The following is a 26431-nucleotide window of genomic DNA, read 5'->3' on the forward strand; positions in this document are numbered from 1 at the left end:
ACGGCAACGCCATCGCCCGCCAGGCGATAGGCATCGTTGTATTTCTCAGGCAGCTTGTAGGTGTCGGGAAGTCCCATCAGTCTTGCCGCTTCGCGGGTCGATAAAAGCCGCGATCTGATTGAGTCGCGCTCCACCACCATAATGACCTGCCGGCTCGAGCCACCGGCTGGCGTCCGCAAACACCCTGCAACGTCGTCAAACCGGACTTCCGCGCGTTGGATGCGACCACCCTTGCCGTCTGGCCTTGTGCGCTTGTAGATGGTGCCGACTTTTTTAGTGCCGGCGTGTTGCGCTGCTTTTACTTTCTCCAGGTGAAGGTCACTCATCATACCCAGAAGCTTTTTTGTTTCTTCCTCTGTGTGCCACCTGGTTCCCGTTGGGGTTTCCTCAACAAGGTCAGAGAATGCCGTCTGACGGTGCGGTGGGGCGGGTAAATTCCACCACACCCACTTTGACTGGTGAGGTTGCGGCACTTTCAGACACGCTTCTTTTAACGTCCTTGGGTGCCAGGGCATCAGGGGGCCGTTGCTTGTCACGATGCTATTGATGGCGATTGAAGAATCCACTGCGATAATGAAAAGACGCGGGCGCGATTGAGGGACGAAATCCACAGCATTGGCGACTACAGCGCCAAACTGATACCCAGCTGACCCCAGCGCGCTGCAGATTGCGGAAAAATCCTTTCCCTCATGGGAGGTGAGTGCCCCGCTTACATTCTCCAGAACGATCATGCGGGGAGCGCGGCTTTCCTCTTTCAGCTGCAGCATAAGCTTCCAGAATGACCAGAAGGTTCCGGACCTCTTTCCTTGCAGCCCTGCGCCAGCTCCGGCCAATGACAGGTCCTGACAGGGGAACGATGCCCAGGCGAGATCAGCGTGCCCCGGCAAATTGTCTGATGTCAGATTGGCCACATCCTGATGAATCATGTCCTCATCGCCCCAGTTTTCAGCGTAAGAGGCGGCCTTTTTGGCATCGAAATCGTTAGCGAACAAACACTGCCAATCTTGCCCCAAGCCAGCGCGAGCCATGCCTCCACCGGCAAAAAACTCGTAAAATGTACGCATTGCCCATGCTCTCCCTGACGAAAATGGCGGGTTCTTTTTATCGGTAACCCTGTACGCGGCGCGGATTTTCTGCGAGCTTAGCACATGTATGAAAGCTGTGCATTTGTACAGTATAAAGTGAGGAGTACCCCTCCCCTCAACCCGGCGTCCTGGCAGCGAGGCATGTTGCAGTTACTGGACGTGTTGGATGACACACAGGGCAAACAGGCCTTGGGCGAACTGGTCAGTCAGTGGCAGGGCCTGAAAGCCCTGCAGCAGGCCAGCGATGCCTACACCGAAGTTGCCGCTTGAACCCTCAACGGTAATCAGACAAAATGTCACCAGATATCAATAAGTGGTGACATTTTGTCTGATTTCGGCTCTGCCCGATCTTCCCGGGTACAACTTCAAACCCTGTTCCGCCAGCACGGCGGCCAGCTTCGTCTGAGCGAGGCGCTGGTCCGGGGCTTTAGTCGGTATCAGTTCTATCAGCTCCGGGATGAGGGCTTAGTCGAGCCGGTCAGCCGGGGTCTCTACCGGCTGGCGGATCTGCCACCCATTGAAAACCCGGATCTGGTGGCCGCCGCCTGCCGTTTTCCTCATGCGGTGCTGTGCCTGATTTCCGCCCTGGACTGGCACGGCATCACCACGCAGATTCCCCATCAGGTGCATCTGGCAGTAGAGCGGGATGCCCGCCTGCCGGTTCTGGATTATCCGCCAGTGGCAGGTTACCGGTTTTCCGGGCGTTCGTTCAGTGAGGGTATCGAGCGGGTGGATGCGGATGGCATCACGCTGCAGGTTTACAGCCCCGAGAAAACCCTGGCGGACTGCTTCAAGTTCCGCAACCGCATTGGCATGGATGTGGTGCTGGAGGCGCTAGAGCTCTATCGCACCCGGAAAGCCTTCCTGCCCGGCAAGCTGATGGAGTACGCCGGAATCTGCCGGGTCGCCAATGTGATGGCACCCTACGTGGAAGCCAAGCTGTGAAGGGAACCACTCTGTAAAGGCTGCCATTGAAGAAGTCTTGTATAAGGATTTTCCGGACAGCTACGACCGGGTGGCTCTCAAGGAAAAGTGCGACAACGTGTTTGAGCTCGTGGTGGAGTTTGCAGCCTGTGGCCGGAAGTGGGTAGCGTAATCCGGATGCTCCGGGAACCCTTTAGATACCGGAAGAAATCGTGTCAGTCACTTCCTCGAACGTACCCTCTGGAAAGCTGAGTATAAGGATGACATCTGGATCTTGTTCATTTATCAGATACCCCGTCTGATAATCACCAACCTTTGCAGAGAACCCATTAAACCCAGGGGAAACTTCAAGCGTCTTGGTTTGGACGGTGTCAGACTCTGAGGCCGATTTCAGGGTAGACAGAAATTCTGATGTGGGAGGGGCGTCGGCGGGGACTGGCTCCACCCGAATGAATCCCAAGGCCTTTCCCTCGTTGAATAATGTTATGTCATTGTTGTCGATACGGACGGCATCAAATAATTCTGCTCGGACCGATACTGCGTAATCCTGGCTTGGTGAGAACTGGATTGACTGTGTCGAGGCGCACCCGGCCAAGATCAGGGCTAAAACGATTGATGCGATGACTTTCATTTTTTTAAGAGTCCCTGTTTAACGCAACGAAGCTTCCAGCAGGCTTCTGAACTGTAATCCGCGAGTAAGTTTGCAGGTGTAGTTAATTTTTATGGTACCACGTGCAAACGGCTCGCCGGCAGCCCTGATTACCCGGATTGCCCACTTACGAATGCTATTTGTTGGAGTCAGAAGGTCTTTGGGATTTGGAACAGCATCAATCCATTTGCTGCATACTTCAGTTCCGGTGATGAGTTGTGCAGCAAGTTCCAGTGTTTGCGCCGTTATGCTGCCGGCGTGGTAACGGTTTGCGACCCGTTCACCGTAAAATGCGGTGACGATCGCTTGAACTGCTGCAACTTCTTCCTCAGTGAGATTAACGTCGCTCACTATCAAGCTCCTTTTGATAGTAGGGAAAGGGAGGGCAGTTGCCGCTCCCTCTTTGTCGTCGAGGCTGAATTTACGCCTCGAACGGCGAACGCCAGTCGTCTGCACCGGAAGTACCGGCAACAGCGTGTTCCCAGGTGACTTTGCGGTAGGAAACGGACACGGTGACCAACTGAGTGAAGTCAGCATTGCCGGCGTCCTGGCAGTGAGGCATGTTGCAGTTGATGTCGATAATGGTGGCGTCTTCGAGGATGGTGGAGAAGAAGTGCTCCTGCTTGCCTTCCACGGAGGTGCGGTACCATTTCATTTCAACTTTCGGCAGCATTTCACCGGAAGCCAGAGCGTTGTACATAAGCGGGGTGGCTTTGTTCAGCGCCGAGGTGAACTTGAACGGCTTGTGAACGCGCTGACCGGACGGCTGACCAGACTGCGGGTCGGTCGGAACGGTTACAACGTGGCTGAATTCCTGGACCAGCACTTCGTCTTCGTGGCCTTCCACGTAGATGTTACCGACGGAATCGGAAGTGAATGCGCCCGCGGTGATGTTTCCCTGGGTCTGGCCTTCGATGCTGATATAACAAGGAGTTGGCATAGTCTGCTCCATGACGTGTAAATGAGTTGTTGTCCTCGGGCTCTTCCCTGGACGAACAGACTAACTACAAGACCTGTGCCAATTATAAAAAAGCGATAAAAAACAATAAGAAAACATTTTTTTTGACATGTCCGAAAGCGTTAAGGGCAATACCTTGCTTGGGGCTGGGCGAGAGTTTGCTGGCTGGGCGAAAAGTTGCCCGAACGTCGGGGTTTAACCTGGGCCGACCACGCCCAAGGCAGAAGTCAGCGTAGGCTGAAGCGCACGGGCAAGGCGTACTGGAAGGTTGACCCTTTCATGGCGTCAGGCACTTCGGGCAGTGGCGCGGCCTGTTGGAGCATCTCCATGGCGGCATCGTCCAACAGGTCGTGTCCGGACCCCTCTCGAAGAGAATGGCGGATCAGCGTGCCATCGCGGCTGAACTCGAACACGATGACGGGTGCCCCTTCCTGCCCCAACCGGCGTGCCCGCCTGGGGTATTCGTAGAACTGGCTAAGGTGCCGGCTGAGTTTGGTCAGGTATTCATCAATATTTGAGGAGTCGCCAGCGCTGAGTTCCACCTGCTGATTTTCGCTGGTGTCTTGCGCGCTGTCTTCCGTCGGCTCCTCGGTACTGTCTTCTGCTTCTGGGAGGTCAACTTCCTCAACAGGCTCCGGCACCGGTTCCTTGGCGGGCTCTGGTTCAGGTTCAGGCTTTGGTTCAGGCTCGGGTTCTGGTTCTGGTTCTGGTTCTGGTTCTGGTTCTGGTTCTGGTTGTGGTTCTGGCTCCGGCTCCGGCACTGGCTCAGGTTCCGGTGCCTCGGCCGGGTCTTCCGCCGTCTCGTTGCGGGGTGCGCCGGCCAGGGAAATTTTCATGGCCGGTGCGGAGTTGACGGCGGCTTCGCCCAGTGGTTGCAGCGTGGGTATCCGGGCCGGCGCTGCGATCACCACGGCCACAATGGTGATGAGTACCGACAGCAGTAACAGTGCGAGACGTGTTTTGTAGCCAGCCGTCATTGTTCCGAGGGCTCCGTGAGCAGGATGACTTCGGAATAGCCGTTGTCTTCCAGTATGGACAGCAGCTCTTCCAGGTCAGACATGGCGACGTCTTCGCCAGCCGCAATTTTGAGTGGAGCGCTTTCATCGGGAGCTGGCAACTGTGTGGTTAGCGTTTCCCGGGACACGCTTTCACCGTCAACCTGCCATTTTCCGTCGGCCAACACCATCAGGTCCGCATCCGGGGCCTGTCGCTGTTCGGCCTGGGAGGCGGCGGGCAAATCCGGTAGGGGCGTGTCGGCTAACTGGCCGGCCACGATGAAAAACATCAACAACAGAAACACCAGGTTAATCAGCGGCAGCAGCGCGTCTTCTACCCGCTCCATCAGTGATTTTCCAGACGTCGCGGGCGGCGGTACCAGATCGCTCATGGCTGACTTCCCGGGGCGTTCTCACGCTTCCAGTGTGCGGTGATGTCCTTACTCCTGAGCGTGCTCAGGGTTTGGGTGAAATCGCTCAGTGCCGTCTCGCTTGCGGTGCTGACATTCACCTCCGTGATGTTCTGCGAACGAAGGCTGCCTCCCAGGTCGCTCAGCGACAGGGTGTTGCCGTCCCATTCGACTGCCCCATCGCTGAGCACACGAATTTCCGGAATGGGGTCGCCGGTGCTTGGGCTGGTATTGGCCGTCTGATTGGCCAACTCGAGGTGATCCACCGGTAACAACCGGCTGGTCAGCATGAAAAATACCAGCAGGATAAACACCACGTCGATCAGCGGGGTAATGCGGATCGGCATCGGGCGGTTTGGTCTGGGCTCAACCAGCTGCATGGGCAAGGCGGCTATTGGGTTCGGTGGTGTCGTACTCTGGCCTGGCACCGGCCGGTTTGCGGGCAACCGGTTGGGCTGGCTCGACCACATCAACGTCCTGGCTGACGGTGTGGTCCGTAAGCTCCACGCTGAGAACACTGACCAGTGCCCCGTTGATGGTTTTGTGGATGCGGCGTAAACGGAACTCAATCCAGGCTGCCAGCGCGGCAAAGGGTATGGCCACTACCAGCCCGGCGGCGGTTGTGGTCAGTGCTTCGTAGATACCACCGCTGAGTTGAGTGGCGTTGGCGCGGCCTTCGGTGGCGGCCATGGCGCTGAAGGCTTCCATCATGCCCAGAACCGTGCCCAGAAGCCCGAGCAGCGGTGCCAGTGCGGCGATCACTTCAATGATTTTCAGCGGGGCTTCAAACGGCTCCAGCGCTTTCTGGGCATCCCTTGCTGCCGTTTCCCGTACTTGCTGAGGGCTGCGTCGGGCCAGCTGGTTCTCCATGGTATCAATCGTCAGATGATGGAGAGGATTCAGGCGGCACCAGAATGTCTGCTGCTGCCGAAGTTGCTCAGGTGCCTGTTCCGAGGGATTCTGTTGCCAAAAGGTAATCGTTTTTTTTAGTTTGGCCGTCAACCGCGGCGTGAAAAACGTGCCAAACAGAATCATGTAAATGAACGTGATGACGCCAGCAACCGCCAGTGCAAGCAGCACCAGCATGACCGGGCCACCCATGTCGATCAGCTGCCCGAGCGGCGTCGCGAACGATTCCGGCGCGTTAGTGAGTGGCATATCAGACATGGCGGTGCCCCGATCTCAAAAGTAGAAGTAAATAATAACGATTATCACTAAAATTTCAAGCCCGTAACGTCGGTACCGCCCCGGGTCTGTTAAAATGTTGAAACAATGCCAGTTCAATAAACGTCTTTATACGAATCTATGTTCAGGAAACCGAATTACCGCAGGCCACCCATGGCCTGTCTGTCCGGAGTAACGCTGTTGTGCTGATCAAGCGCTGGTTTGGCAGTCTGGTAAACCGGGCCGTCGCTTTTATCGTTCTGGCCGTGGTGCTGTCGGCCGTGGTGGTTACCGTTGCTGGTACCTTGATGAGTCGGGGTGAGCTGCAGTCCCAGGCCGAAGCCGAGGTCGCGAACATTGCCCGGCTGGTCGCGGAAGATCTGGACGAAAAACTGGCCCAGCGCCTCGAGATCCTCAGTCACATCGCCTCAGGCATGACCATGAGCGGCGATGTGTTCAACGTGCGGGCGAAAACACTGATCCGTCGCGAGGTAGCGCTTCGTCATCTGTTTAATGCGTTCTATCTGATTGATGCCGAGGGCGAAGTGCTTGCGGAGTACCCGGAGGCTTATGCCCAAACGGGAGCCGATGCCAGCCAGCGGCAGTACTTTCGTGAGACCACCCGGCAGTTGACCCCCCTTATCAGTCAGCCGTTCCATTCGTTTCACCAGGGCCAGCCTGCCATCATGATCACCGCCCCGATTTTTGACCATCGGGGTCGCTTGATTGGCATGATCGGCGGAGCCACTTTACTGGGTGAAAACAACTTCATGGGCGAAGTGAACAGCTTACGGATAGGCCGGTCTGGTTACCTCAGTGTGGTGACCCGTGAAGGAACCACACTGGCGCATGGCGGCGGCGGACAGGTCATGGAACCTGTGCTCCATCAGGGCGTGCCCATGCAAAAGGCCATGGTGGGGTTCGAGGGTGTGCTGCACGCCAGAAACGCCGACGATAAACCGACCATCAATGCGGTTCGTCAACTGACTCAGGTGCCCTGGTTTGTGGTCGCTGTTTGGCCCTCAAAAGAGGCCTTTGCGCCGGTGGGGCGTTTGGTCGACAGCCTGTTGTGGGTGTTGCTGGCGGTGTTGGCGGTGCTGGTTCCACTCGCCTATTTCGTGTTCCAGCGGCTGATGGCACCGATGCGGTCACTCGGCCGCCAGATAACGGAGCGGCACCTGGGGGTGCGGACTGAACCCGTGAATGTCTCCGGTGTCCATGAGATTCTTCAGGTGGCGGAAACCTTCAATACGGTCATGGATGAGCGGGACGAGGTGCTGGCCTCGATGGTGGAGCGGGAAGCCTTTTTCCGTTCACTCACTCAGAGTGCGCCCATCGGCATCGTGCAGACCGACGTGCTGGGCCGGATCGAGTTCGTGAATCCTGCGTTTGAGGTCATCAGTGGTCGGGACGCTTCCTCATTGCTCCACCATTATCTGATCGCTGGTGTTTATGAAGAAGATCGGCCGGGTATTATCGAACAGTGGTATGCGGCGATTAAAGCGCATCGCGTATTCCGGGGGCAACTGCGGTTACAGGGCCGGGGTGCCGGGGAAGTCATTTGGGCGGACGTGATGACTTCGGCGATTGAAACCCCCGAAAAATCCCTGGGGACCATTACCGTAGTGCGGGATATCACCCACGAACTGAAAGTCGAGGAGGCGCTGCGGGAGGAGCAGCAGCGGGCTGACAGCATTCTGGGGGTGTTGCAGGATGGCGTCCTGATGGTGGATGTCAGCGGAACGATCCGTTACGCCAACCGGGCCGCCTGCGCATTTATCGGTAGGGGTGAAAACTGCGAGGACTACAACTTTTTTGACCGGGTCACCATTGAGGATGAAACCCGGCAATGGGGCACGGAAGATTTTCTCGCTGGGGAGGACTTCGATAACCGGTACGTAACTCTGCGCAACAGTCGTGGCCAGCTGTTCGATATTGACTTCACTATACTGCACCTGCGCAAAGGCCGTGAAAACGAACGGCTGGTGTTCGTGCTTCGGGATGACAGTGAGCGCCGGCGGCAGGAAGAACGTCTGTCCTGGGAGGCCACGCATGACAGCCTGACCCAACTGATGAATCGACGGGCATTCAATGCCGCGCTGGTAAAAACTCTGAGCCAGGCTGGTATGCCGGGGGCGGAAAGTGTGCTGGTGCTGATTGACCTGGACTACTTCAAGCCGGTCAACGACAAGGGTGGCCACTTGCTGGGGGATGACATGCTCCGGCGGTTAGCGGACCTGTTCAAGGACTCCGTGCGCCAGTCAGATACCGTGGCCCGTCTTGGTGGTGACGAGTTTGGCATTATCCTCCCCGCCTGTGGGCTGGAGCGGGCCGAGGTTCTGGCGGAAACCATTCGATCATCCGTGCAGAACCTGCGTATAGAACATAATGGCAAGTCCTACGGCGTCACCACCAGTATCGGGCTCACCGTCCTGTCGGCGGGTGATTCGGGGCCGAGGGCGGCTATGGCCCGAGCCGATGAAGGCTGCTATAGCGCGAAGGATCAGGGCCGTAACAAGGTAGTCGTAGTGCCTGTACCGGCCGCCTGACAGGCCGGTTTTCACAGCAAAGCACTGACAGCCTGCCAGAGCAGCCGCAGCGCGAGCACTGTCAGCAACAGGTTAAAAATCTGGCTGAAACGCCGATTGGTTATAGTTCTGAGCAGATGAAGCCCGATCCAGGTGCCGGCAAAGCCGAAGGCGATCATGCCAAGGATAAATGCCAGCCATTCCCGGAACACAAAACCGGCGAGTCCGAACACCAGTGCCTTGGGTGCGTGTTGCAGGCACATCGCAGTGGCGAAGGTGGCCACCGTGGTAAACCGGTCGGCGTGCATCTGCTTGATAAACGCTGCGACCAGAGGGCCGGTGGCCCCCACAAACAGGCTGACAAAACTGGTGATGGTGGATGCGACAAACACGCCGAATGGCCCGAATGCGGCCTTTGGAAGTGCCGGCCCCCAGCACAGGTACAACACAAACAGCGCGATAGACAGCTGCCACAGGTGCGCTGGTAATTCCACCAGTAACCAGGCACCCAGGCCGGCTCCGGCGAGCACACCCGGGGCAAATGCCGCTATGGTTTTCCAGTCGGTGTGGTGCCGGGTCAGCACCGCCCGACCGCTGTTGGAGCCGAGCTGGATCATGCCATGGACAGGAATGATCGCTGCCGGTGGCACCCACATCGCCATCAGCAACAGCAGCAGGACCCCGCCACCGGCACCCAGGCTGGCGGTGATCATCGATGTGACCGCCGATGCCAGCAACAAACATAGGGCTACGGAGGCTCCCAGGCTCTCCGGAATCAGAGTCAGTTCCAAAGCGGTTCCTTCTTTATGGCTGGCAGAAGCCGGTATCCTTGAGCTCAGAGTTTTTGCACAGGGCTTCGGTGGCCAGTTGCACATCCGCCACGTAATACAATGAGGCCAGCCCGAGCCGGTCCCTGCCAAGGTTATGGAAGATCATGCCGAACGCAATGTCACCCGCGGTGTAGGCCTCATGGTGTTTGGCGAAGTAGGCAGCCGGTTTCGACAGAGTCTCATCCGCCATCAGCGCCCTGACGCGTCCGGCACCGCCGTGGTAGGCCTGCACCAGCAGCAGCGTGAACAGTCGATCCTGCTTCTTCTGCGGCAGATGTCCGAAACGATCCTCGAAATCCGCCCGGAGATTGCGGGCATTCTGGTTCATCAGCCGCAGGGCGCAGTCTATCTGGGCCAACCGGTGCCAGTAGTTTGCCGGCTGGATCCGACAATCGCTCAGCGCGGCGGGCGACAATTGCAGAATGCCGCGAGCGTTGGCGGTGGAGTGCGCGCGCTGCCGGCCGCCGCTTTCAATCAAAATCTGGGAGCCCAGATAGAGTGGCAGCTCCGGTGGAAGCGTCAGCCGTTGCCCCCCGGACCGTGCGGCGTACACATAGCGCAGCGCGTCGTGGAGCGAGCCGGGCTCCTCGGCGGAGGCAAAACTGAGGTCATCCCAGGCACCCCACACACGGTCCGCCGGCCCGGTGCCCAGATAGCGCGCCATGGCGTCGCTAAGGTCTACGTGAGGTTGGTCGCAGGCCAGCGCGAACGGGTATCCGGTGGTGTCGGGCCCGCCTTTCGCCCAGGCATCCACCCGGTTGCTGGCTGCCAGCCGCGCCCGGGTATCGTTCAGCCGCTGCTGGGTCTCCTCACGGCTGGCACCGTCTTCCATGTAACCGAGAAACTGCCCGCGCATGTTGTAGAGAATGTGCCGTTCGCTGTCGGAACAATAGCCCGTCTCCTTCAGCACCCAGCGACGTATGGTCACAATGTTGTCGTAGACTCCCTGGCTGACCCAGTAGGGTGAGCTGCGGACGACGGACTTCCAGTCCTCTACCGGCTCGGCGGCCCCGGCCACGCGGGCTAGGGCCATCAGTAGCATGATCGGTACGAGTGGGACAAACCGCCGCCAGCTATTGAGTCTTGTGTTCATAAGCGTTATACCCGTGATTCTCCAACGATCAGAATAACAAATGGACGCGACCATGAAGCAAACTGATTATCTCCGATACGACGCCGTTGCCCTGGCTGATCTGATTCGCCGAGGAGAGGTGTCAGCCCGGGAAGTCTGTGACGCCGCGATCGAGCGTGCGAGCCGGGTTAATGGACGCCTCAACGCCATTTGCTACCCACAGTTTTCCAGCGCGCTTGAGCAACCCTACCCGAAAGATGCGGTGTTTTCCGGCGTGCCGCTGTTGCTGAAAGATCTTGCCCAGGAACAGGAAGGTCAACCCTGTACCTATGGCAGCCGGAGTCTGAAAGACAACATTGCCGCCAAAAATTCGGAGTATGTTCGCCGGGCTCTGGAAGGCGGCCTGGTTATACTCGGGCGTACGGCAACGCCAGAATTCGGCCTGAAAGGCGTGACCGAGTCCCGGCTCTGGGGGCCTTCGCGCAACCCATGGGATTCCCGCCTCACGCCAGGGGGTTCCAGCGGCGGCTCCGGGCATCGTGCCCATGGCCGGTGCCAACGATGGCGGTGGTTCCATTCGCATTCCGGCGGCCTACAACGGGCTGTTCGGTCTCAAGCCTTCCCGTGGCCGCATTTCATCCGGTCCATCAGTGGGAGAAGCCTGGACCGGCGCGTCCACCGATCATGTCGTCAGCCGCACGGTTCGCGACAGTGCCACGATGCTTGATGTGCTCTCCGGGCCGGCATCCGGGGACCCATTTGTGATTTCGCCACCCCGTCAGCCCTACGCTGACCTCATGCAGCAAACGCCGAGGCCACTGCGAATCGGTGTGTTCACATCGTCACCTTACCAGACGGACGTGGCCCCGGAATGTGTGGCGGCCGTGGAGGAGACCGCGCGACTGCTGGAAAGCCTGGGCCATCACGTCGAATACGCTCGCCCGGAATTCGATGGCATGGCACTGGCGCGCTGCTATCTGGGGCTGTACTTCGGGGAAGTCTCGGTGCTGATGGAAAAAGCCCGGACCCAACTGGGGGCCAAAGACGACGATTTCGAACTGGATACACGGCTGATTGCTATGCTGGGGCAAACCATGCCGTTGCCGGAGTACGTCAGCCGGCGCCAGCAGTGGAACGATTTCGCCCGCGCCCTGGGTGCGTATTTCAGCCAGTATGACCTATACCTGAGCCCCACCACCGGGCAGCTGCCCGCACGAATCGGTGAACTCGACACCCCCGCGCACCTGCAGTTTGCAGCCCGACTGATGCTGACGCTGAAAGCCGGCAAACTGGTGCACAGAAGCGGCCAGGTCGATCAGATGGCATTGGAAAGCCTGGCGCGAACGCCGTTTACCCAGTTGGCAAATCTGACGGGCACACCCGCCATGTCGATGCCCCTGCACTGGACGGATGGGGGGCTGCCGGTCGGCGTGCAGTTCGGCGGGCCACACGGCAGTGAAGACACCCTGCTGCAACTGGCCGCGCAGCTGGAAGAGGCAAACCCCTGGTTTTCCCGTTACGAACGCCTTGATGATGGCGTTGCGTAAATGGACAATGCCACGTTTATCTTTATGGCCGTAACAGGCTATGCTGTCACTCAGGAGGGCGTAAGTTTTCCTGACAGACCCTGATGGCATCGAGGAGGCGAGCGCATTATGAACCAACCGATGGCAATCGACGAACTGGTGTCCGTAGCACAGGCCGAGGCCATGGGGGAGCTTGATGCCCCAATGATGGCCATCGTACTGTCCAGTGAACAAAGCTACGACTTGCCCATCAATTCCCTTGAAACCGATGCCGACAAGGCCCGCTGGGGGTTAATCCTCCGCGCTGCCCGAGAGCATGTGGAAGCGGATGCCGTGGCGGTGCTCTATCCCGCCTGGACCACCATTCGTCACAAAAAACCGGAAAATGAAGCCGAGGAATCGGCTGTGGAAATGACGGAAGACATCAGCGAGGAGCCGGAGCCGTCAGGCCCGATCGACACCCTGTTCGTGCAGTTGCATACCCGTGAACACGTTTACTGGCGGGGCTTTGAGCAGATCCGTGATCCCAAGCACCAGCGCATCATCGGGTTCCGCCGTATCAAGGCGCTGTCCACCGACTACAAGCGGGATGAAGCCCCGTCGGTGACGGCATGGCTGAGCACGCTGTTCGAGCCATTACCCGACGAAGGCGAAGAAACCGATGTGGACCGAGAGCTGGCGGACCTGCTCGAGGAGCCGGAAGTGAGCGCCGCCCTCTACCCAAGGCAGATGCGCGCTCTGCACTGACCTTTTTGTATGGGCGATCAGATGGCGGTCGCCCGCTCCGCCACCCAGTACAGGCTCAGGGCACCCACCATCAGCAACATGGCGGGTACAGCGGCGCGTTCATAAAGCCGGAAACGGCCGCACAGGTACAGCACCGGAAACAGAACCACCAGCAACCCCAGTTGCCCCAGCTCCACACCGAGGTTGAAGCCCGCAAGAGCGACCACCGTTTGTGACACGCCGGAGGTCAGGTCCCCCAACACGCTGGCGAAACCGAAGCCGTGGATCAGCCCGAACCCGAAGGCCAGCTTCCACGTTTTGTGCCCCAGGAACGGCCAGAATACGTTCAATGCCGCAACCGCAATGGACAACGCAATGACGGTTTCCACCCAGGCAATGGGCAGCGTCACAATATTCAGAGCCGCCAGCGCCAGGGTGATGGAATGAGCCACCGTGAACGCAGTGACAATGCCTACAAGCTCCAGCAGCCGCACTCGCAGGTTGTCGCGATGACGGGTCATCTCGGCCGGTTGGCGGGGTTTTAACGGCAAGGTGGCCGGTAGCATCAGCACCAGCAAAAACAAGATATGGTCGAGCCCGATCAGCAGGTGGATGACGCCCTCGTAGAGGAAGGTGCCAAACAGCTGAAAGCTGCTTCCCAGGGTGCCGGTGTTCACGTCCAGTGCCAGCTTCTGCTCATCGGGAGCGAGCACGGCCAAACGCTCGCCCTGACCGTCACTGATACTGACGAGCCCACGGTGCAGCGGGTCCTGATCAAACAGCAGCGAGTACTCCATCGAGGCCGGTGGTTGACTGTCCGGGCACGCCACCTGGTACTGCCCGGCGGCATAAGGCCCATCGCTGTGACGGGACAGCCCCCATTGCTGACCCACTAACTGGCAGCGACCGCTGGCGTTGCTCAGCGTCAAACCGCCATCGACCAGGCGCGTTATGGCGTCACGGCTCTGGCGTACTTCGGCCCCGTTGAGTTGACCATCGTTGTTGCGGTCCAACGGCAAGATCAGCGCCAGGTCCCGGAGCGCCAGGTCGATGCGCAGCTGAGGCTCGCTCTGGTCGACGTAGATAAAGCTGTCACTGGCTTTGTGGGCCCAGGATGTCAATGGCAGTGTCATCAGCAACAACAGGCCAAGGCTTGTGGTCAGCCTTTGAATGATCGGCGTCATGACTCCCCCTCCGGATAACGGGCATCCTGTTGATTGTGCCCGTTCAACCAGGCGCGGACGTCTGCGATGATCGAGTCCTCACTGGCGGCTTTTGCGGCGCGCAGCAGCAAGCGGGTGTCGAGGGGTTCTCGCTGGTCCTGCCAGTTGGCCCGGGCGTAGGTCAGGGCGGTGTCAGTATTGCCTTCGATGTCCAGGGCGTAGCGTGCGAGATCGCGCTGGTGTAACAGGTTGCCACGCCACCGGGCCTCGTTGAATCGCTCCTCTAACCGATCGGCAAGGGGGGCGGCATCGACGTGCTCGAGCCGTTTCAGCGCGATTGCGCGGATAACAGCGAGGCTGTCCACCTGCTCATAGCCATCGGTCAGGTTGATCACCGCCCTGGCGTCGCCTTGCTCCAGTAGCCAGTCAGACAGTTGGGCTCTGGCGTAGAGGTCGTCGGGTGTCAGCGTGAGCACCCGGCGCCAGTGTTGTTCGGCTTCGGGGCGGCCGAGCTGGGCGGCGATATCGGCCAGGGTGCCCTCTGCCCAGCTCAGGCTGACCGTGTCACTGGTGGATGAGCGTTGGGTTCGGGCCAGCAGTGATTTATAGGCGGTTTGCGCGCTGCCGGTTCGCGCGTCTACCTGGGCCTGACAGCTGGTGGCGATCAGACCGGGAAGCGCACTGAATAATTGCTCACAGTGCTCCCGGGCCGGGGCATAACGCCCTTGTACCAGCTCGAGGTTGGCCAGGGTCAGGTGTGCCTGGATGACCTGCTCGCGATCAGTCGATTGGTTGATGACGTCGGTCAGTTGTTCGCGGGCGGGTTCAAATTGGTGGAGGCTCTGGTTGAGGGACGCGTTGAGAATAACCAGCCGATCCGTCATCCGTTGTTCGGGCCAGCGGTCCAGCAATGCGCGGGCATAGCCAAGGTAACGGGGGTCGCCCTGGGTGCGAGCCTGAATCAGGTAGGTCTGTATCTGGTCTGCTGCTTTGTTGGCGTCAGCGGGTGGGGTGTCCGTTGCCACTGCCCCAGTTGGCAGGGTGATCAGTATTTCCTGATCGTCAAAATCGGTTTCAATCGCTGTGGGTGCTGCCAGTGCCGTTCCCATGGACAGCGCGGAAGTCAGCGCCAGTAAGGAAAAGACCCCGCGCCGAAGCGCGGGGTGAAGGGCCGTCAGCCCCGGATCACAAACAGGCCGACGGCGGAGCCCACAGGATTTAAAACAAGTCGTCAAAGGCTTGTTCGTTGTCCTGGTCATTGAAGCTGAACTCCAGTTGGTTGATGTTGACCGCTTCGCGGTCGTCCTCGGTGTTTTCGATTTCGCCTTTAACAAAGGTGGTGAAATCAACCGCCAGGACCGGTGCCCGGCTTGAGCTGTCGGAACAGCCAGCCAGCACCAGGGCGGTAAGCACAGTAAGCGCTATTCGAAGCATCATGATCGACCCCCTTTATGCGTCGTTGGGTGAACCGGCGATGGGCGTCGCGAGGTAAGGAAACACCTCCTGAAGCTCCGTCGGGTCCAGTTGAACGCCGTCAGTGAACTCAGCGTCCTTGTTGGGGGCATCGTCGGTCAGCGCACCCATAACGACCCTGAGTGCGATATCGACGGTGTCATCCACCGGACGGCGGCCGTTGGGGAAGCCGGCGTTATCGCCCCCGAGCACACCCAGATCATTCTGGGCACCCGCCATGGTTGCCGGGATGCTGGGGTTAAGCCTCAGCATTTCCGAGGTGGTGACACCCTCCGGGCTGTTCACATCCGGCACACCGGTCAGGAAGGCTGTAACCAGATCGTTGCGTGGTGTGGCCGGTGCAACCGCGGTTCCCGCGAACAGGATTTCAAGCAAAGCCGGCAGCGTGGGGTTGGTCACGTAAGTGGCGAACTGGCCGTCGTCCTTCGGTTCACTGGCGTTGAATCGGTCCTTGTCTTTCAGGCCGATCACCACCTCGTTGACCAGCGGCATGCCCAGCCGCGATACCTGGGTGTAGGCTCCGCCTTCCACGGTGGCCCCTTTACCATCGGCGGTCGGCGCTGGGTTGATCACCCGGGCTTGCCGCACGCTGGCGGTGGTCCAGCCACCAATGACAGGATCACCGGATGCGGTCTGGGCGCTGCCGGTCAGACAGGCACTGGGCAGTTCCAGAGCGAAGGAAGTGGTGTTCTTGTCCGCCAGGTCCCCCGCACCTTCGCCGTCGCGTAGCCCGAGCGGATTGGTATTGACCAGGTCAAAGATTTCACCCAGGTTGACGGCAAAGGCTTCTTTGCGCTGGCCGACGAACACTTTGCCCTCGGTGCTGCAGCCCGGTACGGCAATGTCGAAGATGTGCTGGTCGGCGTAGGCACCGTAATCAGCAAAGGACTTGCCACCAATATTGTCCAGCGGCTTGGCAAAGGTGCCCTGGCCGGTGGTGGCGTTGGTCGCGGTCTGGCGTGTTCCTGTGCGGCGATCACCGCGAATGACCGTCACCGTATATTCCTGGCGCATCTGGACATTGGCGTTGTCGGTGGCATCACCGATATTTTTCAGGGGCACGGAGACCATTTCCCCGCCGATATCCAGCTGGATGTCGTTCATCACATCCTGCATCTGGAACTGGAAGGTGATGTCTTCGCGGGCATTCCCGGAATTGTCGATATGAATTTCATAAATGGCGTCTTCGTCCAGATCGAAATAGTTCGGTCCGCCATAGGCATCCTGCAGTGGCAGGTAGTTGGCAATCAGGGTGACGAAATTCTCCCGGTTGGCTTCATAGCTCCGGAACATGTAAAAGTCAGTACCATCAACCTTGGGAATTTCGGTGATGAAGGGTGCCTCCCGGTGGCTGGAGGCATAGGTTGTGCCGGCTGTCAGACAGACTCCGGCAATCGCAAGGGCGAGGCCGGAGCGTTTTATCACTGCGTTCATGATGTTTTCCTCGTTTTTGTAGGATTACCTACAGGAAACGGGGCGGTTGCGAATAAAGATGCAGGCGTGAAGCAAAAAAAATGACATAAAAATGTGAATAAAAAACGGTGCCGGGATTTCAGCCGTCGATGCATCCCGATCCAGCTGATGAACGTATAGTTCACAGATAAGTTGCGGAGTAGCCATGGAGAAAACAATGACAACCCGTGAATTAAGCCAGGAAGAACTGATGAGTCTGCTTGTGTTGGTCGCCAGGGGTGATCGGCAGGCGTTTCAGGCCTTGTATCGGGCGATATCGGCTAAAATGTTTGGTCTGTGTTTCAAGCTGGCCGGCCAGCAGGAGTTGGCTGAAGAAGCGCTACAGGATGCCTTTGTCCAGATCTGGCACCACGCCGGGGAATATCACAGTGACCGGGGAGCGCCATCAAGCTGGATGCTGACCATTGCCCGTTACCGGACACTCGATCTGATGCGCTCCAGGGCTGTGCGTCGAACCGCCGGGGATGAGTATATCGAACACATCGAAGATCATCGCGGTGGCCCACTTGATGCTTCGCTACGCAACGCGGGTGCCGCACAACTGACGGGTTGTATTGAGGAGTTGAGCGATGTTCAGCGCGACAGCATTCTGTTGTCTTACTATCGGGGCTTTACCCACGATGAATTGGCGCAGGCGTTGAGCTCCCCTATAGGTACCGTCAAGAGCTGGATTCGTCGCGGGCTGATGGCACTCAAGAGGTGTCTGGAACAATGAAAAAGACACCGGAACGCATTGAAAGCCTGGCTGCAGAGTATGTGTTGGGTTCCCTGAATGGTGCTGCACGCCGCCGTTTTGAGCGGTGGATGATGGAGTCGGGGCGGGTCCGCCAGGAAGTCTGGTACTGGGAAGAAAAGCTGGGGCAGTTGGGCAGCCAGGTGCCTGCCCGGGAACCGCCAGCGGCGGTCTGGGCGGGTATAAAAGAGAAAATATGGCATAAGGATAAAGTGTCCGTTGCGCCGGTGCCTTCGCCGATCACCCGGGGTTTCTGGTCTGCCTGGAGCGTATTGGCCACCGCCGCTGCGCTGCTGTTGGCCGTGGTGTTGATGCAGCAGCCAGCTCCCGGGCCAGAATCCCGGCTCTCCGGTGCCATAGTCCAGGCTGACATCAGTGACCCGCTCTGGCTGGTCAGCGAGTCAAGCGTCGATAACCGGCTCAGGCTGCGGTCCGTTGCCGCCTCGTCTGCGCAGGCGGGTAAGGATTATGAGCTTTGGGTAGTGCCGGATAACGGTGATCCGATGTCGCTGGGCGTGGTGCCTGTGGGGGGCGTCCATCAGGTTGAGCTGACAGACCGCCTGCGGGCTATTCTCAGCGAAAGTCGCACGCTGGCCATCAGCCTAGAGCCGCGGGGCGGATCAACAACCGGCGTGCCTACGGGGCCCATCCTGCACGTGACCAAGCTCTATGAGCTTTGATTTTTTCGCTGTTAGTATCGCCAGCGGCTAGTTTGATGCCAGCAACGTAATGCACAGCTGGGCGTTCTGCACGAAATGCCCGAAGGCGGTCAGTTGCTCGTCTGAGGGCACGTAGTCGCCTGCGGCATTGTCTGCGTAAAACAGGCCGACCAAGCGGCCTTTTGCGGTCAATGGACCGATCAGCGCCGGGACTTTGCCGAGCCAACGGTCGTAGGGCACGCCTTCCTGACTGGCCTGGGGCTTGTACACGCAGCAGGCTGCCGGCGGTAACAGGCTCCCCAGGGGGCCGGCACCGTCTTTGGCGATGACGAAGTCTTCCCGCCAGGCCTCTGAACCACGGCCGCCCACTTTGCGGGGGATCAGGTTGTGGCCGGTTTTGTCACCCATCAGCAACGCCACCCGCTGCATACCGATGGCGCGGTGGATACCCTCCATCACCAGTTGGCACACTTCGTTCAGATCCGGTTTCTCGGTGAGGCTGACCGTGAGGTCCCGCAGAATCTGTAACTGCAGGGCCGGGTCCATGTCCGGTGCCTGGCCGGACTGCCCGCCGGAGCGGTCATGGCTGCCCGGCATCAGTGCGGTTACCTGTGGAATGCCGAGTGACACGGCCACCTTTGCGGCCTCCCCGGCATTGACCTTAAGCTGATCGCGAACCGCCGCCGGCGTCTCGTCAATGTCTTTGCCCAGTTGCACCAGGAGCTTGTCCATCTCCGCACCACGCCAGCCCTGCTCGGAGTGGATGGCCATTTCCACGGAATGGCGGACCAGGCTCGCGGCTGCGGAATTGGCCTGCCCCGGGGCGACGACGTCCTTGATAAACGGGCCGAGTGTCCAGGCGTCTACCAGCCCCCGGGTAATCTCGGTAAAGGTGGTGTGGAGCACGGCTTTTTGCGCTTCTACGGCCGGTTCTTCCAGACGCAGGCGCTGCTCCAGCTCATGGGCCTGCTCTGTATCACAGGACCAGAAGGCGAGTTCGCCAATGTTCATCAGCAGAGCGCCGATGAACACTTCTTCTAGCGCGTGGTCGCTGCGTTTGGGCATCAGGCAGCGAGCCTGAACGGCGGAATGGATGGCCCTGGCCAGGCACTTCAGTAAATGTGGGCGGTCATTTCGCTGCAGCAGGGAGTCCACCAGCAAGGATGAGATCGCCATGGATTTCACCGAATCGAACCCGATCAGTGTAATGGCACGGCTGACGGTACTGACCTGGGTCCGGGTCTGGTTGTAGAACACGGTATTGGACAGCCGCAACACCTGAGAGGTGAGCTGGGCATCGTTCAGTATCACGTTGGCCAGTTCATTCACCGTGCTGTTTATGCTGTCGGTTAACTCGTTGATGCGTTTGAGTGTATTGGCCAAGACCGGCAATTCGACCTTGCTCAGGTACGTGACCCATGCCTGGGTGGAATTCATCCTTGAGGGCGGTGTCTCTTTTGTTGTCACTGTTGTTGTCTCTGTTGGTGGTGCTGTCGTTGCTAACAGGGTGCACGCCTCAGGTTAAAGATGCTTTTATTACGGGAGTTTAACGCAAGGATGGTCGGGGTGTCGGTAACAAAACGTGTACGGGGATCTACCAAGCGTTGCAAGTTCGGGTTTGCCCGGGGATTGGTCTATAATGGCCGGTTTTAACGCTGCGCTGACAAGGCTGATCCGTGATTGTATTTGACCAGGTCCAGAAGTCGTACCGGGTAGGTGGGCGGGCGATCCCTGCGTTGCATCCCACCAGTATGACCATTGAAACCGGCGAAGTATTCGGCATCGTTGGGCATTCCGGTGCGGGGAAATCGACCCTGGTTCGCCTGATTAACCTGCTGGAGCCGCCCACCGGTGGTCGCATTCTTGTCGACGACGAGAATATCACCCGCTACACCGCCGCCGAACTGCGGGCCTTTCGCCGCAAGGTTGGCATGATCTTCCAGCATTTCAATCTGCTGAGCTCCAAAACCGTCGCGGACAACATCGCCTTTCCGATGAAGCTGGCGGGTATTTATTCCCGCACCGAGATTCGCGAGCGGGTGGATGAGTTGCTGGCGCGGGTCAGCCTGATGGATCAGGCCAGCAAATATCCCTCGCAGTTGTCCGGTGGCCAGAAGCAACGGGTGGGCATTGCCCGAGCCCTGGCCTGCCGACCGACCATTCTGCTGTGTGACGAAGCCACCAGTGCCCTCGATCCGCAAACCACGCAATCGGTGCTGCGCCTGCTGGCGGACATCAACCGGGAGCTGGGACTGACCATTGTGCTGATTACTCACGAAATGGATGTGGTGCGCCGCGTCTGCGACCGGGTCGCGGTGATGGACGCCGGAGAAGTGGTCGAAATGGGCGCGGTCAGCGATGTGTTCCTGCACCCCCAACACCCCACCACCCGGGATTTCGTGTTTGAGAGTGAAAATATTGATCGCGACGAAATGCAGGAAGACCTGCAGAAAGCCAACGGCCGCATACTGCGCCTGACCTTCCGTGGCGAATCCACCTACAAGCCATTGCTGGGCAGTGTGGCGAGGGAGTCCGGTGTGGATTTCAGCATCCTTTCCGGGCGCATTGATCACATCAAGGACACGCCCTACGGCCAACTGACCCTGTCTCTGGTGGGCGGTGATCTGGACATAGCAATGAAGGCGCTGGAAGCGGCGGACGTTCACGTGGAGGTGGTACGCTGATGGAAGCTTTACTGACAAACGTGGATTGGGGCGAAATCGGTATCGCCAGTTGGGACACCCTGGTAATGGTGGGCCTCTCGCTGCTGTTCAGCGTATTGATCGGCCTGCCGACGGGCGTTTTGCTGTTTCTGTTTGGTAAGCGTCAACTGCTGGAACAGCCGGTGGCTTATGCGGTGTTGTCATTCGTGGTCAACGTACTGCGCTCGGTGCCGTTTATCATCCTGTTGATCGTGATGATTCCGTTTACCGTGATGCTGATCGGCACCTCGCTGGGCGTTGCAGGGGCCATTCCGCCACTGGTCGCCGGCGGCGCACCTTTCTTTGCGCGGCTGGTGGAAACGTCGCTGCGGGAAGTGGATCGCGGCATCATAGAAGCGACGCAGGCGATGGGTGCCAACGTGAGGCAGATCATCGTCGGTGCCTTGCTGCCCGAAGCGCTGCCGGGCATCATCGCCGGCATTACGGTGACGGCGATTACGCTGGTGTCCTACGCTGCCATGTCCGGCGTTATTGGTGGCGGTGGCCTGGGTGACCTGGCGATCCGCTTTGGTTATCAGCGATTCCAGACCGATGTCATGGTTATCACTGTCGCGCTGCTGGTAATTTTTGTTCAAATATTACAAATGGCTGGCGACCGCCTGGTACTGTATTTCAGCCGCAAATAGCTTTGATTTTAACCGCTGACGGGAAGGTTCTCCCGAAAAACGCCCGTGAATACATCCCTGTAGGGCTCGGTCGCGCCATCCATGGCGCTCCACGTTTTCGGGAGAACCTTCCCGTCAGCGGCCCGGGCCATGTGCAGGCGTCCAAAAACAGATTGAATCGAGTAACAACAGGAGAACGTATGATGAACTTCAAGAAAACCCTGGTGGCCGTGGCCGCCGTAGCAACTTTCTCTTCCGCAGCTTCCGCGGAAAAACTGTCCGTAGCAGCCACGCCCGTGCCTCACGCCGAAATTCTGGAATTCGTGAAGCCGGCACTGGCGGAACAAGGCGTTGAGCTGGAAGTGAAGGTGTTCACCGACTACATCCAGCCAAACGTTCAGGTGGACCAGAAGGGGATGGACGCCAACTTCTTCCAGCACCAGCCGTATCTGGATGAATTCAACAGCGAGCGTGGCACGGAACTGGTGACGGTTGCCGGTATTCACGTTGAGCCTTTCGGTGCCTACTCCAACCGCATTGGGTCACTGGATGACCTGGAGGAAGGCGCGGTGATCGCGATTCCCAACGACCCCACCAACGGCGGCCGTGCGTTGCTGCTGCTGCAGGATGCGGGTCTGATTACCCTGAAGGACGAAAGCAAGATCACCGCAACGCCGCGTGACATTGCCGATAACCCGAAAGACCTCGACTTCAAGGAACTGGAAGCGGCTACCCTGCCACGCATCCTTGGGCAGGTGGATGTGGCGCTGATCAACACCAACTACGCGCTGGAAGCAGGCCTGAACCCGTCTGAAGACGCGCTGGTGATTGAAGGCTCCAAGTCACCTTACGTCAACATTCTGGTTGCCCGTCCGGACAACAAGGACAGCGAGGCCATGCAGAAGCTGGCGGCCGCGCTGCAGTCCGACGCGGTGAAGGAGTTCATTATGGAGAAGTACGAAGGTGCGGTCGTTCCTGCCTTCTGATCTTTACTGAGACTGAAAAAAAGGCCGGGTTCCGTTGGGATCCGGCCTTTTTTATTTCCCGCTTGGCCGAAATGACGTTGTAGGTGTCAACGATGTCATAGAGCCCTGCCGTTCCTTAGGTGTACAAGTGTTCTCGGATGTAACAACAATCGCAAGGAACATGACGATGACACTGACCGCCTCTGTCCGGGCATGGCTCCGGCTGTTCGCCCCTATTTTGCTGCTTGCTGTGTTTGCGCTGGCGTCGCCGGCCCAGGCCGGCCTGTTCGGTCTGGGGCCGGACGCCAGGGACACCAACCCCGGCAAAACCCGCCCGGTCATCTTCGTTGGCAATAATTGGGACGGCACCATCGACGTCATTGATGCGCAGACCTACGACAAGGTTGGTCGCATCAACGGCATTCCCGACAAGAGCCAACGGATGACCGAGATTCTTTTCAATCCGGTACGACTGGTATTTTTCCAGGCCGTTCGCCTGTTTATCGGCGAGGGTAACGACCAGTTCGTGGATGACATGTACAGCACCCCGGATGGTCGCTTGCTGGTGGTGTCCCGCCCCAGTTTTGCCGACGTTGTCGGTATTGAGATTGCCAGCGGCGACATTGTCTGGCGTTTTGAGGTGGATGGCTACCGCTCTGACCATATGGCCTTGTCGCCGGATGGCACCCGGGTGGCAGTATCGGCCTCTACCGGCAATGTTGTGCATGTGCTGGACGTGGAAACCGGCGAGGAAGTCGGCGGCTTTCCGACCGGAAATTCACCTCACGAAAACCTCTATTCCGAGGATGGCAAGCGCATCTACCACGCCAGTATCGGCTATGTGTTCACGCCGCTGGATCAGGATCTGATGGAATTTACCAAAGGCGAGCGGCTGTTCCAGGTGGTGGACGCGGAGAGCCTTGAAGTCATCAAGCGGTTTGACCTCAAGGATAAGCTGGAGGCGGCCGGTTACAGTGATCTGAGCCCGGCTATCCGGCCCATGGCTCACACCCCCGATGAGCGGTTCTTTTACTTCCAGTTGTCCTTTCTCCATGGCTTTATCGAGTACGACATGGAGGAGGACCGCGTGACCCGCCTGGCGGAGCTGCCCAACCTGATTCCCGATGTGCCGCGGGAGGCGTACATTAACGATTCTGCCCACCACGGCATTGCCATGAATGGCAGCGGTGACACCCTGTGCGTGGCCGGAACCATGAGCGACTACGTGGCCATTGTGGATCGCGAGACGTTCAATCACGACATTCTCACCGGCCTGGGCGAGAAGCCCTACTGGGTCACGTCCAACGAAGCCGGCGACCGCTGTTACATTTCCTGGAGCGGCACGGATCAGATGTCGGTGATTGATATTGAAACCGCCACCGAGATTGTCCGGGTGGACGTTGGCGATCATCCCCAACGCATTCGCGAGGGCCGGGTGCCGAGGGACTGGTAAGTAAAAAGGCCGGGCATTTGCCCGGCCTTTTCTTTGCGGATGCTGGTAATCGCGAGCAGGTGCTCAGTCACCGCTCCAGTTGGCTTTCGGGTCTGGTGTCATCCGCAGGTAGGATTTTACCGCTGTGTAGCCCTTTGGGAAGCGCTGCTTGATCTCGTCCTCGTCCTGCAGGGACGGCACAATCACGACGTCGCCACCGCGTTCCCAGTTGCCCGGGGTTGCCACCTTGTGCTCGTCGGTAAGCTGAAGTGAGTCGATCACCCGCAGCACTTCGTTGAAATTACGACCGGTGCTGGCCGGGTAGGTGATCGTCAGCCGGACTTTCTTGTTCGGGTCAATCACGAACAGCGAACGCACGGTCAGGGTGTCGTTGGCGTTGGGGTGGACCATGTCGTACAGGTCCGCCACTTTCCGGTCATGATCGGCGATGATCGGGAAGTTTACCGCGCAGCCCTGTGTCTCGTTGATATCTTTGATCCACTCTTTGTGCGAGTCGACCGGGTCAACACTGAGGGCAATGGCCTTGACGCCGCGCTTGGCAAACTCGTCTTTCAGTTTGGCGGTCAGGCCCAGCTCGGTGGTGCACACTGGGGTGAAGTCCGCAGGGTGAGAGAACAGCACACCCCAGCCGTCACCGAGCCATTCGTGGAAGCGAATGGTGCCTTCGCTGGAATCCTGTTCAAAATCCGGTGCGGTATCCCCAAGACGTAAACTCATGGCGTTCTCTCCTTTGACGTGATTTTGCAAGTCTCTACGATACTCTGTGGTGACGGATGAGGTGAATGCAAGGCCTTGATTCACCTCATCCGCTGTTTCAGTGATTGATGCCCAGCGCCTTCTCTTTGTCGAAATGCTCGCGGGTCAGTTTGAACACCACCGGGCTCAACAACAGCAACGCAATCAGGTTCGGCAAGGCCATCATGGCGTTGAGCGTATCGGCCACCAGCCAGATGAACCCGAGGTTGATGGTGGCACCCACCGGAATGGCCAGAATCCAGAATACCCGATAGGGCACGATGGCCTTCACGCCGAACAGAAATTCCACGCAGCGTTCACCGTAGAATGACCACCCCAGAATGGTGGTGAAGGCGAAAATCGCCAGGGAAATCGCCACCACATAGTTACCAAAGCCCGGCAGGCCATCCTCGAACGCGAGTGACGTCAGCGCGGCTCCGGTTTCGCCTGAAGTCCAGGCACCGGACGTGATGATTACCAAGCCGGTGATGCTACACACGATGATGGTATCAATGAACGTACCGAGCATGGCGACCATGCCTTGAGTCACCGGGCTTTTGGTCTGGGCGGCGGCGTGGGCGATGGGTGCGGAACCGAGGCCGGCTTCGTTAGAGAAGATGCCGCGGGCAACACCAAAACGAATAGCCGCCCAGACAGCCGCGCCGGCAAAGCCGCCTTCAGCAGCAACCGGGCTGAACGCATGCTCGAAAACCAGGGCGAAGGCTGACGGAATCTGATCGGCGTTGACCGCCAGGGCAATCAGACCAACAAAGACGTAAGACACGGCCATCAACGGTACCAGCGAGCTGGCGACCTGGCCGATACGCTTGATGCCACCAATCAGCACCATGCCGACCAGCACCATGAGAATGACGCCCGTCAGCCAGTGGGGTAGGCCAAAGTTGACATTCAATACGTCAGCGACCGAATTGGCCTGTACCGTATTGCCGATGCCAAAGCCGGCAACGGCGGCGAAGATCGCGAACAGTACACCGAGCCAGGCCCACTTGCCGCCCAGGCCATTGCGGATGTAGTACATCGGGCCACCGACATGGGCACCACGTTCGTCCACTTCGCGGAAACGAACCGCGAGAACCGCTTCGGAGTATTTGGTGGCCATGCCGACCAGCGCCGTCAGCCACATCCAGAACAGGGCACCGGGGCCGCCGAGGAAGACAGCGGTGGCCACGCCGGCAATATTGCCGGTGCCGACGGTTGCGGACAGGGCGGTCATCAGCGCCTGGAACGGCGGTATTTCACCCTCGCTTTCCGCGCCGGAGGCGGAGCGGCCTTTCCACATCAGCCGGAAACCGGCACCGAGCTTGAGAATCGGCATCAGCTTCAGACCGAGGCTGAGGAAAAGCCCCACACCGAGGATCATAACCAGCATGGGTGGGCCCCAGACCAGTCCGTTTATCGTACCTACAAAGCTTTCGATGGCTTCCATGGGCGCTCCCTGAATTCTGCCAAAGGCAGTGGTTATGGTTGGCTACCCCAATTGAGGGTATAACTGATTGAGTTTAGTCAGCTATTTGAATCTGTAAACCGTTTGTATGGGGAATTTGCCGGTGCCGTAGACCTT

General features: G+C 58.7%; 27 protein-coding genes and 1 pseudogene. 11 read left to right on the plus strand and 17 right to left on the minus strand.

What is annotated here, in order from left to right:
* Window positions 1-1064, minus strand: a 1064-nt coding sequence (locus WD429_RS00390) for a DNA cytosine methyltransferase (protein WP_368420184.1), incomplete at its 3' end; no start/stop codon positions are given.
* 162 nt (window positions 1065-1226) lie between these two features.
* Here WD429_RS00390 and WD429_RS00395 point away from each other — a divergent pair.
* Window positions 1227-1355, plus strand: coding sequence for a hypothetical protein (locus tag WD429_RS00395; RefSeq protein WP_368420185.1), 129 nt, complete (start codon window positions 1227-1229; stop codon window positions 1353-1355).
* A 54-nt stretch (window positions 1356-1409) separates the two neighbouring features.
* Complete coding sequence (locus WD429_RS00400) at window positions 1410-2030, plus strand: type IV toxin-antitoxin system AbiEi family antitoxin domain-containing protein (protein ID WP_368420186.1); 621 nt, start codon at window positions 1410-1412, stop codon at window positions 2028-2030.
* Between the two features lie 172 nt (window positions 2031-2202).
* On the opposite strand, the gene WD429_RS00405 is transcribed toward WD429_RS00400, so the two are convergent.
* From WD429_RS00405 to WD429_RS00435, 7 genes are all read right to left on the minus strand, one after another.
* Window positions 2203-2640, minus strand: coding sequence for a hypothetical protein (locus WD429_RS00405; RefSeq protein ID WP_368420187.1), 438 nt, complete (start codon window positions 2638-2640; stop codon window positions 2203-2205).
* An 18-nt stretch (window positions 2641-2658) separates the two neighbouring features.
* Window positions 2659-3009 carry a hypothetical protein gene (locus tag WD429_RS00410; RefSeq protein ID WP_368420188.1) on the minus strand — a complete coding sequence of 117 codons (351 nt, stop codon included), beginning with the start codon at window positions 3007-3009 and terminating at the stop codon, window positions 2659-2661.
* 70 nt (window positions 3010-3079) lie between these two features.
* Window positions 3080-3598, minus strand: a complete 519-nt coding sequence (locus WD429_RS00415; RefSeq protein WP_368420189.1) for an Hcp family type VI secretion system effector — start codon at window positions 3596-3598, stop codon at window positions 3080-3082.
* A 245-nt stretch (window positions 3599-3843) separates the two neighbouring features.
* Complete coding sequence (locus WD429_RS00420; RefSeq protein ID WP_368420190.1) at window positions 3844-4593, minus strand: energy transducer TonB; 750 nt, start codon at window positions 4591-4593, stop codon at window positions 3844-3846.
* Entirely contained in the window at window positions 4590-5003 is a 414-nt protein-coding gene (locus WD429_RS00425) for an ExbD/TolR family protein (RefSeq protein WP_368420191.1), read from the minus strand. The genes WD429_RS00420 and WD429_RS00425 overlap by 4 nt, the downstream gene beginning before the upstream one ends.
* Window positions 5000-5401, minus strand: coding sequence for an ExbD/TolR family protein (locus WD429_RS00430; RefSeq protein WP_368420192.1), 402 nt, complete (start codon window positions 5399-5401; stop codon window positions 5000-5002). Before WD429_RS00430 ends, WD429_RS00425 begins: the two co-directional genes overlap by 4 nt.
* Window positions 5388-6188, minus strand: a complete 801-nt coding sequence (locus tag WD429_RS00435; protein WP_368420193.1) for a MotA/TolQ/ExbB proton channel family protein — start codon at window positions 6186-6188, stop codon at window positions 5388-5390. The genes WD429_RS00430 and WD429_RS00435 overlap by 14 nt, the downstream gene beginning before the upstream one ends.
* A gap of 200 nt (window positions 6189-6388) precedes the next feature.
* On the opposite strand from WD429_RS00435, the gene WD429_RS00440 reads away from it, so the two are divergent.
* A complete protein-coding gene (locus WD429_RS00440; protein WP_368420194.1) occupies window positions 6389-8734 on the plus strand; it encodes a GGDEF domain-containing protein in 2346 nt (781 codons plus the stop codon).
* An 11-nt stretch (window positions 8735-8745) separates the two neighbouring features.
* Here WD429_RS00440 and WD429_RS00445 read toward each other — a convergent pair whose 3' ends face one another.
* Window positions 8746-9504 (minus strand): sulfite exporter TauE/SafE family protein, encoded by a 759-nt coding sequence (locus WD429_RS00445; RefSeq protein ID WP_368420195.1) that lies wholly within the window; start codon window positions 9502-9504, stop codon window positions 8746-8748.
* A gap of 13 nt (window positions 9505-9517) precedes the next feature.
* Complete coding sequence (locus WD429_RS00450; RefSeq protein WP_368420196.1) at window positions 9518-10636, minus strand: hypothetical protein; 1119 nt, start codon at window positions 10634-10636, stop codon at window positions 9518-9520.
* Between the two features lie 52 nt (window positions 10637-10688).
* Here WD429_RS00450 and WD429_RS00455 point away from each other — a divergent pair.
* Both WD429_RS00455 and WD429_RS00460 read left to right on the plus strand, forming a co-directional pair.
* A pseudogene (locus WD429_RS00455) lies at window positions 10689-12162 on the plus strand (amidase).
* A gap of 108 nt (window positions 12163-12270) precedes the next feature.
* Window positions 12271-12888: a hypothetical protein gene (locus WD429_RS00460; RefSeq protein WP_368420197.1), complete on the plus strand. Its 618-nt coding sequence runs from the start codon at window positions 12271-12273 to the stop codon at window positions 12886-12888.
* A gap of 17 nt (window positions 12889-12905) precedes the next feature.
* Here WD429_RS00460 and WD429_RS00465 read toward each other — a convergent pair whose 3' ends face one another.
* From WD429_RS00465 to WD429_RS00480, 4 genes are all read right to left on the minus strand, one after another.
* On the minus strand, window positions 12906-14051 hold the full coding sequence (locus WD429_RS00465; protein ID WP_368420198.1) for a HupE/UreJ family protein: 1146 nt from the start codon (window positions 14049-14051) through the stop codon (window positions 12906-12908).
* The gene (locus tag WD429_RS00470; protein WP_368420199.1) at window positions 14048-15139 is read right to left on the minus strand and encodes a hypothetical protein; all 1092 of its coding nucleotides are present in this window, start codon (window positions 15137-15139) and stop codon (window positions 14048-14050) included. Before WD429_RS00470 ends, WD429_RS00465 begins: the two co-directional genes overlap by 4 nt.
* A gap of 109 nt (window positions 15140-15248) precedes the next feature.
* Complete coding sequence (locus tag WD429_RS00475; RefSeq protein WP_368420200.1) at window positions 15249-15467, minus strand: hypothetical protein; 219 nt, start codon at window positions 15465-15467, stop codon at window positions 15249-15251.
* A gap of 12 nt (window positions 15468-15479) precedes the next feature.
* On the minus strand, window positions 15480-16937 hold the full coding sequence (locus tag WD429_RS00480) for a DUF4331 domain-containing protein (RefSeq protein ID WP_368420201.1): 1458 nt from the start codon (window positions 16935-16937) through the stop codon (window positions 15480-15482).
* A gap of 196 nt (window positions 16938-17133) precedes the next feature.
* Between WD429_RS00480 and WD429_RS00485 the strand changes: the two genes are divergently transcribed.
* Together WD429_RS00485 and WD429_RS00490 are read left to right on the plus strand one after the other, a co-directional pair.
* A complete protein-coding gene (locus tag WD429_RS00485; protein WP_368420202.1) occupies window positions 17134-17691 on the plus strand; it encodes a sigma-70 family RNA polymerase sigma factor in 558 nt (185 codons plus the stop codon).
* Window positions 17688-18389 (plus strand): anti-sigma factor, encoded by a 702-nt coding sequence (locus WD429_RS00490; protein WP_368420203.1) that lies wholly within the window; start codon window positions 17688-17690, stop codon window positions 18387-18389. Before WD429_RS00485 ends, WD429_RS00490 begins: the two co-directional genes overlap by 4 nt.
* A 27-nt stretch (window positions 18390-18416) precedes the next feature.
* Here WD429_RS00490 and WD429_RS00495 read toward each other — a convergent pair whose 3' ends face one another.
* Window positions 18417-19805, minus strand: coding sequence for an HDOD domain-containing protein (locus tag WD429_RS00495; RefSeq protein ID WP_368420204.1), 1389 nt, complete (start codon window positions 19803-19805; stop codon window positions 18417-18419).
* Window positions 19806-20044: 239 nt separating this feature from the next.
* Here WD429_RS00495 and WD429_RS00500 point away from each other — a divergent pair, with 239 nt between their 5' ends.
* From WD429_RS00500 to WD429_RS00515, 4 genes are all read left to right on the plus strand, one after another.
* The gene (locus tag WD429_RS00500) at window positions 20045-21052 is read left to right on the plus strand and encodes a methionine ABC transporter ATP-binding protein (protein WP_368420205.1); all 1008 of its coding nucleotides are present in this window, start codon (window positions 20045-20047) and stop codon (window positions 21050-21052) included.
* A complete protein-coding gene (locus WD429_RS00505; RefSeq protein WP_368420206.1) occupies window positions 21052-21717 on the plus strand; it encodes a methionine ABC transporter permease in 666 nt (221 codons plus the stop codon). The genes WD429_RS00500 and WD429_RS00505 overlap by 1 nt, the downstream gene beginning before the upstream one ends.
* A gap of 182 nt (window positions 21718-21899) precedes the next feature.
* On the plus strand, window positions 21900-22682 hold the full coding sequence (locus WD429_RS00510) for a MetQ/NlpA family ABC transporter substrate-binding protein (RefSeq protein WP_368420243.1): 783 nt from the start codon (window positions 21900-21902) through the stop codon (window positions 22680-22682).
* Window positions 22683-22848: 166 nt separating this feature from the next.
* Window positions 22849-24114, plus strand: a complete 1266-nt coding sequence (locus tag WD429_RS00515; protein WP_368420207.1) for a YncE family protein — start codon at window positions 22849-22851, stop codon at window positions 24112-24114.
* Window positions 24115-24177: 63 nt separating this feature from the next.
* On the opposite strand, the gene WD429_RS00520 is transcribed toward WD429_RS00515, so the two are convergent.
* On the minus strand, window positions 24178-24831 hold the full coding sequence (locus tag WD429_RS00520) for a peroxiredoxin (RefSeq protein ID WP_368420208.1): 654 nt from the start codon (window positions 24829-24831) through the stop codon (window positions 24178-24180).
* 97 nt (window positions 24832-24928) lie between these two features.
* The gene (locus WD429_RS00525) at window positions 24929-26296 is read right to left on the minus strand and encodes an alanine/glycine:cation symporter family protein (RefSeq protein WP_368420209.1); all 1368 of its coding nucleotides are present in this window, start codon (window positions 26294-26296) and stop codon (window positions 24929-24931) included.
* Between the last annotated feature and the right edge of the window lie 135 nt (window positions 26297-26431).

The sequence above is a fragment of the Marinobacter sp. genome (assembly GCF_040904845.1).
In the GTDB taxonomy this organism is placed as follows: domain Bacteria; phylum Pseudomonadota; class Gammaproteobacteria; order Pseudomonadales; family Oleiphilaceae; genus Marinobacter.